At 38.1% G+C, this 7,361-nt stretch carries 9 protein-coding genes; 6 read left to right on the forward strand and 3 right to left on the reverse strand.

Features of this window, described 5'->3' with window-relative positions:
* Positions 1-458: 458 nt before the first annotated feature.
* From gpmI to QZ620_RS05975, 6 genes are read left to right on the forward strand one after another with little or no spacing between them, the layout of a single operon-like run.
* Positions 459-1,976 (forward strand): 2,3-bisphosphoglycerate-independent phosphoglycerate mutase, encoded by a 1,518-nt coding sequence (gene gpmI, locus QZ620_RS05950; RefSeq protein ID WP_295179991.1) that lies wholly within the window; start codon positions 459-461, stop codon positions 1,974-1,976.
* A gap of 5 nt (positions 1,977-1,981) precedes the next feature.
* Positions 1,982-2,551, forward strand: a complete 570-nt coding sequence (locus QZ620_RS05955) for a thioredoxin family protein (RefSeq protein WP_295179993.1) — start codon at positions 1,982-1,984, stop codon at positions 2,549-2,551.
* A gap of 51 nt (positions 2,552-2,602) precedes the next feature.
* Entirely contained in the window at positions 2,603-3,007 is a 405-nt protein-coding gene (locus tag QZ620_RS05960; RefSeq protein ID WP_295179995.1) for a BT0820 family HAD-type phosphatase, read from the forward strand.
* 4 nt (positions 3,008-3,011) lie between these two features.
* The gene (map, locus tag QZ620_RS05965) at positions 3,012-3,827 is read left to right on the forward strand and encodes a type I methionyl aminopeptidase (protein ID WP_295179997.1); all 816 of its coding nucleotides are present in this window, start codon (positions 3,012-3,014) and stop codon (positions 3,825-3,827) included.
* Positions 3,820-4,383 carry an HNH endonuclease gene (locus QZ620_RS05970; RefSeq protein WP_026914372.1) on the forward strand — a complete coding sequence of 188 codons (564 nt, stop codon included), beginning with the start codon at positions 3,820-3,822 and terminating at the stop codon, positions 4,381-4,383. Before map ends, QZ620_RS05970 begins: the two co-directional genes overlap by 8 nt.
* A 3-nt stretch (positions 4,384-4,386) precedes the next feature.
* Positions 4,387-5,178: a class I SAM-dependent methyltransferase gene (locus QZ620_RS05975; RefSeq protein WP_295179999.1), complete on the forward strand. Its 792-nt coding sequence runs from the start codon at positions 4,387-4,389 to the stop codon at positions 5,176-5,178.
* Here the strand turns inward: QZ620_RS05975 and QZ620_RS05980 are convergent.
* From QZ620_RS05980 to nqrF, 3 genes are all read right to left on the reverse strand, one after another.
* The gene (locus QZ620_RS05980; RefSeq protein WP_295180001.1) at positions 5,156-6,169 is read right to left on the reverse strand and encodes an FAD:protein FMN transferase; all 1,014 of its coding nucleotides are present in this window, start codon (positions 6,167-6,169) and stop codon (positions 5,156-5,158) included. The genes QZ620_RS05975 and QZ620_RS05980 overlap by 23 nt on opposite strands.
* Complete coding sequence (locus tag QZ620_RS05985; protein ID WP_295180003.1) at positions 6,170-6,526, reverse strand: Na(+)-translocating NADH-quinone reductase subunit F; 357 nt, start codon at positions 6,524-6,526, stop codon at positions 6,170-6,172.
* 42 nt (positions 6,527-6,568) lie between these two features.
* On the reverse strand, positions 6,569-7,361 hold a 793-nt coding region (nqrF, locus tag QZ620_RS05990; protein ID WP_295180005.1), incomplete at its 5' end, for an NADH:ubiquinone reductase (Na(+)-transporting) subunit F.

The following is a 7,361-nucleotide window of genomic DNA, read 5'->3' on the forward strand; positions in this document are numbered from 1 at the left end:
AAACTTTAACAAGATTTGATACTGAAAGTTATATCAACTACCCAAAAGATAAAGTCTTGCCTGCTTTTGGTAAACGCTACGGAAATGAAAACATTGTTCCAAGCGACGATCAGAATATGTTAAATTATTAAACGATAAGTAGATTTGAAAAGTGAATATTTGTTAAGATTATTAGAATCCTTCATTTCTCTTATATTTCGGATAATATTAAACACATTTTCTTTGGAGTTTTTAATATATAAGTCGTGTATTAGCCGTGACTTCTAACAGAGAAGTAGCTGATCATATTTGCTTATTAAAGGTGTCGGAATTCCACGAATTCTATCCAGATATTGATTTTCAAAGGTTTTATCATTCGGTACGCTCCGTCAAATTTAGATTTAATAAAATATTATAGTCTGCCCTTCAGCCATTCCCTCTAATTGTTTTTATCTTTATCGCTTAAACTACGACTATCTATGAATAAGAAAGTTCTCCTTATGATTCTGGATGGCTGGGGTATTTCTCCTAATGATGAAATATCTGCAGTTGCTAAAGCCAAAACTCCTTTTATGGATTCGCTACCTGGAAAATTCCCACACGCTACCTTAAGAACCGATGGGCTCAATGTAGGTCTTCCAGAGGGACAGATGGGGAACAGTGAGGTTGGACATATGAATCTTGGAGCCGGTAGAGTTGTTTACCAGGATCTGGTGAAGATTAACATGGCGGTGGAAAAGAATACTCTAAAAGATGAGCCAGTATTGGAGTCGGCATTTAGCTATGCGGTCAAGAATAACAAGCCAATTCATTTTATGGGACTGCTTAGTGATGGTGGAGTTCATTCTCACATAAACCATTTAAAAGGACTATTATCTGCAGCTGATGCAGCTGGTGTACAGAAAAAGTATGTCCATGTATTTACCGATGGTCGTGATGTAGATCCACATTCTGGTAAAGGTTTTGTAGAAGATTTACTCCCTCATTTAGAATCTACAAATTCTGAACTTGCCTCTGCTATTGGTAGATATTATGCCATGGACAGGGATAACCGTTGGGAAAGAGTTGAAAAAGCATACGACCTGATTGTAAAAGGTGAAGGAAAAAGTACCCAGGATATCTTATCTGAAATTCAGAAAAGCTACGATAGTGATATTTCTGATGAATTCATTAATCCTATAGTAATTACGGATGATAATGGTAACCCTGTTGCCAAGCTTAGTGAAAAGGATGTAGTAATTTATTTTAACTTCAGAACAGATCGTGGAAGACAATTAACTCAGGCACTATCACAAGATAATTTCCCTGAATATGATATGAAAAAGCTGACCTTATATTACGTCACCATGACTAAATATGACGACAGGTTTGAAAATGTAAATGTCATTTTTCAGAAATCTAATATTAAAGCCACTTTGGGAGAAGTCCTGGAATATGAGGGCAAGAGACAGATCAGGATTGCAGAAACTGAGAAGTATCCTCACGTAACCTTTTTCTTCTCTGGAGGTAGAGAAAAGCCTTTTGCTGGTGAAAGAAGACTTATGTGCGACTCTCCGAAAGTTGCTACTTATGACCTTCAGCCGGAAATGAGCGCTTATGATATTACAGACAAAATCGTTCCTGAATTAGAGGGAGAGTCGGCTGATTTTATATGTCTAAATTTCGCCAATCCGGATATGGTAGGTCATACCGGTGATTTTGATGCTGCTGTCAAGGCTTGTGAAACTGTTGATATTTGCGCTAAAAAAGTAGCTGAAACTGCATTTGAAAATGGCTATTCTGTCATCATCATTGCAGATCATGGGAATAGTGAAACGATGAAGAATCCAGATGGTAGTGCGAATACTGCTCACACGACGAACCCAGTTCCCCTAATTTTAATGGATAAAGATGTAAAATCAATAAAGGATGGTAAGCTTGGTAATATCGCTCCGACTATATTAAAACTGATGGGAATTACCCAACCAGATCTAATGACCGAAGACCCCTTAATATAATTTTTATGAAGAAGCTTTTAATTATCATCGCAGCTTTGGCTGTGAGCTGTGGAAACAAAATGGATAATTCTAATCAGGATGTCGCCATGGATGAAATTGAAGATACAGCAATTGATCAACAGGAAACCCAAAAGGATATGTTGCTAGGTGATTTTACAAAAGAAGAATTGCAACAAGCACCCTTCAATAGCTGGTTTGATTCGAGGTATGAAAACTTTAAACCAGACACCGATGAAATGGCGATGATCAACGAAAATATAAGAGACTACGAAATCAAGGTTCTTATGGGTACATGGTGCGGTGACAGTAAACGCGAACTGCCAAAGTTCCTGAAAATTCTTGATGAGGCAGACTATGATTATGACAACCTGCAATTAACTGCTGTAGATAGAAATAAAACAACGCCATCTGGCATCGAGCAAGACCTGGAAGTTTCCAGAGTGCCTACAATAGTTTTTTACAAAGACGGTGAAGAAGTAAATCGTTTTGTGGAATATCCACAGGGTGAAAGCATAGAAGAAGACATTGCCAGGATCGTAAGTGGCAAGGAGTACAAAAATTCTTACGCAGAGTAGTAAGAAAAAGTTGCAAACCCTGTAATTGAAAAATTATAACTAATTTTGTCTATGCCTAATTCTCTTACCATCGCAGTTGATTTCGACGGTACGATCGTAGAGAACCGATTTCCAGAAATTGGAAAACCTTTACTATTTGCCTTTGAATCTCTGCGGAAATTGCAAGAAGAAGGTCACAGATTAATCCTCTGGACTTACAGAAGTGGAGAAAAGCTTGACGATGCGGTTACCTTCTGTGAAAAGAATGGTTTAAAGTTTTACGCAATAAATAGTAGTTACCCGGAAGAAGAATTTAACCAAAGTATTAGCAGAAAGATTCTAGCTGATATCTTTATAGACGATCGTAATTACGGCGGAATGAAAGGTTGGGGAGAGATTTACCAATCACTTACGTTAAATAAAACAATAACCGGAATCGGTAAAAAGAAGAGATCAGGTCTCTTTAGAAGATTTTAAAAGTATGATTATACCAAAATCCAGCGAAGAAATTGAATTACAAAGAGAAAGCGCGCTTATTGTAAGCAAGACTCTTGGAATGCTGGCGCCTGAAATTAAACCAGGTGTAACTACCCTACAATTAGATAAACTTGCAGAAGAATTCATACGTGATCATGGTGCTGTTCCGGGTTTTCTGGGACTTTATGATTTTCCCAATTCTTTATGTATGAGTCCTAATGCACAGGTAGTGCACGGGATACCTAACAATACTCCGTTACAGGAAGGCGATATTATAAGTATTGACTGTGGAGCTTTGAAAAACGGCTTCTACGGAGATCATGCCTACACATTTGCAGTAGGAACGATCGCTCCTGAGGTTGAAGAATTATTGAAAGTCACTAAAGAATCCCTTTATGAAGGAATTCGAGAATTTAAAGCAGGAAATCGTGTTGGTGATGTAGGATATGCAATTCAGAAATATACTGAGGACCGCGGCTATGGAGTAGTTCGCGAACTAGTGGGACATGGACTAGGAAAAACTATGCATGAAGATCCCGAAATGCCTAACTACGGTAAACGTGGCCGAGGTAAAAAATTTGTAGAAGGAATGGTCGTAGCTATAGAGCCTATGATCAACCTTGGAACCAAGAGAATTAAACAATTGCCCGATGGCTGGACAATACTAACCGCCGATAATAAACCCAGTGCTCACTTCGAGCACGATGTCGCATTGATAGACGGCAAACCAGAATTACTATCAACATTTAAATACATTTATGAATCATTAAAAATTAATTCAACAGAAGAAGACGAATTTAGAGCAAAAGTTTATGATTAAAAGTTACAGACAGGAAATCTGGAAAACCCTACACAAAGATTCCTGGGAAGACCGCTTTATCTACAAAGTCTCAAATTTCGGAAGGATGATCAGTTATCTGAAAAACCCTGAAGGAGACTTGATGAATGGCGGAAAAGTAGGTGGATATTTAAACTTCGCGGTAAAATTGAAGAATGGTAAGCACAAAACTTACTACATTCATCGCATTATTGCTGAAATGTTTTTAGAGAAAAAAGAAGGTGATCAATACGTGATTCACAAGAATTTTGTGAAGAACGACAATCGCGTTTCTAACTTGGCATGGGCCACCAAGGATGAATGGGTCCAACATCAGTACAACAGTCCTAAAGTAAAGGAAAATAAGGAAAACAGAAGATTACGTAAGGTAACATCTTATTCCAAATTAACTTACGCACAGGCTGTAATCCTTAAGAAAAAACTTTTAGATCCTGAAAGGAAAACCCGTATCCGAGTACTGGCTAAGCAATTTGGAGTATCCGAAATGCAGCTATACCGTATCAAATCGGGGGAAAACTGGGGAGATATCGAAGTATAGCCAATGAGCAATCTTTTTAAACTGGCCTTAAACAGTATTTCCAGGCCCGTACTTATAAGAGCCAGTTACTTGATAAGGCCGTTTTTAAAGATTTATCTTAAAGGCAACCGATATACTGACCCAATTGATGGTAGCAGTTTCCGGAAATTCCTTCCATATGGATATGAGAATCAGAGAGAAAATGTTCTCTCCCCTTCCACTCTATCATTGGAACGACATCGCCTACTTTGGATATACCTTCAGCAGCACACAGATTTCTTTACCAAAAAGCGCAAAGTACTTCACTTCGCACCAGAACAGGCATTTTATAAACGCTTCCGAAGATTGAAAAATCTTGAGTATACAACTACAGATCTAAATTCACCTCTGGCAGATGTCAAAGCTGATATTTGTGATCTACCATTTGCTGATTCCAGCTATGATTTTATTCTATGTAATCACGTTCTGGAACATATACCAGATGATCTTACAGCAATGAAAGAATTGTACCGGGTTTTAAAACCAGGTGGAACTGCGATTCTGCAAATACCGCAGGACCTGAACAGAGCTGAGACCTTTCAGGATGATAGTATTACTGATCCCAAACAAAGAGCTAAAATATTTGGACAATACGACCATGTTAGGATCTATGGCAGAGATTATTTTGAGAAATTAAGAGAAGTAGGCTTTGAAGTAAATGAAGTAAATCTAAGTAAAGATATGAATAGCAAGAATGTAGATAAATTCAGACTTGCAAAAGGGGAAATATTACCGGTTTGCAGTAAGAAATTTATTAGTCCACAAGATTTGATTTAAATCCTGGTGTCACATAGGTTTTGATGCTTCCATTTTCATCGGAATAGATCAGGTACACTTCTATAGATTTCAGTTCCTTCAGCATACTAGCCGATCTGTCAAGGCCCATGGCCATGAGAGCCGTAGCATAGCCATCTGCCATCATGCAATTTTCAGCAATTACCGAAGCACTTAACAAATTGCTCTTTTCAGCAAAACCGGTTATTGGATTCACTGTATGCACAAAACGTTCTCCCGTGATAGAGTCAACCCGGTACTTCCTATAGTTCCCTGAGGTTGCCATAGAAGCATTTTTAAGCATTACCTTCGCGTTAAACTGTCTTTCCGGACCATCTTGTAATGGATTATCAATTCCTACCAACCATTCCTTGCCAGATGATCTATTCTTACCCCTAGCTTTTAGCTCACCACCCAATTCGATCAAATAATCTGATACACCGTTATCTTCCAGGTACTGCCCAATAAGATCTATAGTATAACCTTTAGCTATCGCATTAAAATCGATATAAACGTTTGGGTTCTCTTTAGAGACAGTTTGGTCTTCGTTGATTCTAACTTTATTAAGGCCTACCAGCTGATTCAGGGAATCGAGACGCTCTGCATAAAGATCGGTTACAACCTTTCCCGGTCCAAAACCATAGGCATTAACCAAAACCCCTACCGTTGGATCAAAGAACCCGTTGCTTTCAGCATAAATCTTTTTTGAAGCCTCAAATACTTTAATGAAGTGCTCATCTACAGTAACAATGGAGTCACCCCGATTGACCAACGAAATATCGGAATCCTGCTGGTATGTACTCATAGATCCATTTACAATATCAACAATACTGTCCATAGATTTAGTAAAGTCTAGCTCGCCTTCTGAAAAGTATTGAACTGAATAGGTTGTTCCCAAAGCTTCACCCTGGAATGTAGCTATGTCCAGTCCACCTCTAGAATCACATGATACCAAAGTTAAAACTGTGATGATAAATATTGAAATTCGATTCATCTAAAATTCTTTCCAGCCAGAATAGTTAACAATATAATCTTCTTCATTAGAAACTGGTTTATCATAATCTGAAGAATTAGCCAGTCCTACGCCAGCATAAAAAGTTCTGGCATTGAACTTTTCGGCATGTTCCTTTATGTCTTTCATAAAAGCCGGGTCGAAAGCCTTGGGGTCATCTGGATATTCAATCGCTCTCACAATAACAAAATGCAATTTTGTATCCTTTAAGGCTACAAATTGTGGATTACGCCTTAGTTTACTATTTACTCCTAAGAATTCATACCCGTTATCTTCGAGATCCTTACCAACGATGTTCATCGCCAGGTTATGTAGTTCCTGTTCGTCTAATTTTGGCATATACAAAGATAAAAAAATCCCGCCGAAGCGGGATTAAAATTATTATCCTCCAAAGTCATCAAATCTAATGTTCTCAGGGGGCATACCGAAGTCTTCACCCATCTTCTGAACTGCTTTGTTCATCAATGGCGGACCACAGAAATATAGTTCGATATCTTCTGGCTCTTCATGGTGAGATAGGTAATTATCTATTACAACCTGGTGTATAAAGCCTACAAAACCATCTCCTTCATCATCAAGATTAGATTTTACTTTCCAGTTATCCTCTTCTGCAGGCTCAGAAAGCGCTAAGTAGAATTTGAAATTTGGAAAATCTCTTTCTAATGCTCTAAAGTGTTCTGTATAAAATAATTCTCTTTTAGATCTACCACCATACCAGTAAGTTACTTTTCTACCAGTTTTTAATGTTCTGAATAGATGATAAAGATGAGATCTCATTGGCGCCATACCGGCTCCACCACCAACATAAAGCATTTCTGAATCACTTTCATTGATAAAGAATTCACCATAAGGTCCAGAAATAACAACTTTATCACCTTTCTTCAAGCTAAAGATATAGGAAGAAGCGACTCCAGGATTTACATCCATCCAACCGTCTTTTGCACGATCAAAGGGTGGAGTAGCAATACGTACATTTAGCATGATCTCACGACCTTCTGCTGGGTAAGAAGCCATTGAATAGGCTCTTTCAACCAACTCAGGATTTTTCATTACCAATGGCCATAATTTAAACTTATCCCACTCGTCTTTAAATTTATTCGGATCATCATGTTCTTCAGGGTGAGCAGTAATATCCATATCTTCAAACTTCACTTCCGTTTTAGGAATTTCAATT

Origin of the sequence: uncultured Christiangramia sp. (genome assembly GCF_913046405.1) — a bacterium.
GTDB lineage: Bacteria > Bacteroidota > Bacteroidia > Flavobacteriales > Flavobacteriaceae > Christiangramia > Christiangramia marina.

Coding starts and splice junctions, on each gene's coding strand:
- gpmI (WP_295179991.1), top strand. CDS start 459: ATGAATAAGAAAGTTCTCCTTATGATTCTGGATGGCTGGGGTATTTCT.
- QZ620_RS05955 (WP_295179993.1), top strand. CDS start 1,982: ATGAAGAAGCTTTTAATTATCATCGCAGCTTTGGCTGTGAGCTGTGGA.
- QZ620_RS05960 (WP_295179995.1), top strand. CDS start 2,603: ATGCCTAATTCTCTTACCATCGCAGTTGATTTCGACGGTACGATCGTA.
- map (WP_295179997.1), top strand. CDS start 3,012: ATGATTATACCAAAATCCAGCGAAGAAATTGAATTACAAAGAGAAAGC.
- QZ620_RS05970 (WP_026914372.1), top strand. CDS start 3,820: ATGATTAAAAGTTACAGACAGGAAATCTGGAAAACCCTACACAAAGAT.
- QZ620_RS05975 (WP_295179999.1), top strand. CDS start 4,387: ATGAGCAATCTTTTTAAACTGGCCTTAAACAGTATTTCCAGGCCCGTA.
- QZ620_RS05980 (WP_295180001.1), bottom strand. CDS start 6,169: ATGAATCGAATTTCAATATTTATCATCACAGTTTTAACTTTGGTATCA.
- QZ620_RS05985 (WP_295180003.1), bottom strand. CDS start 6,526: ATGCCAAAATTAGACGAACAGGAACTACATAACCTGGCGATGAACATC.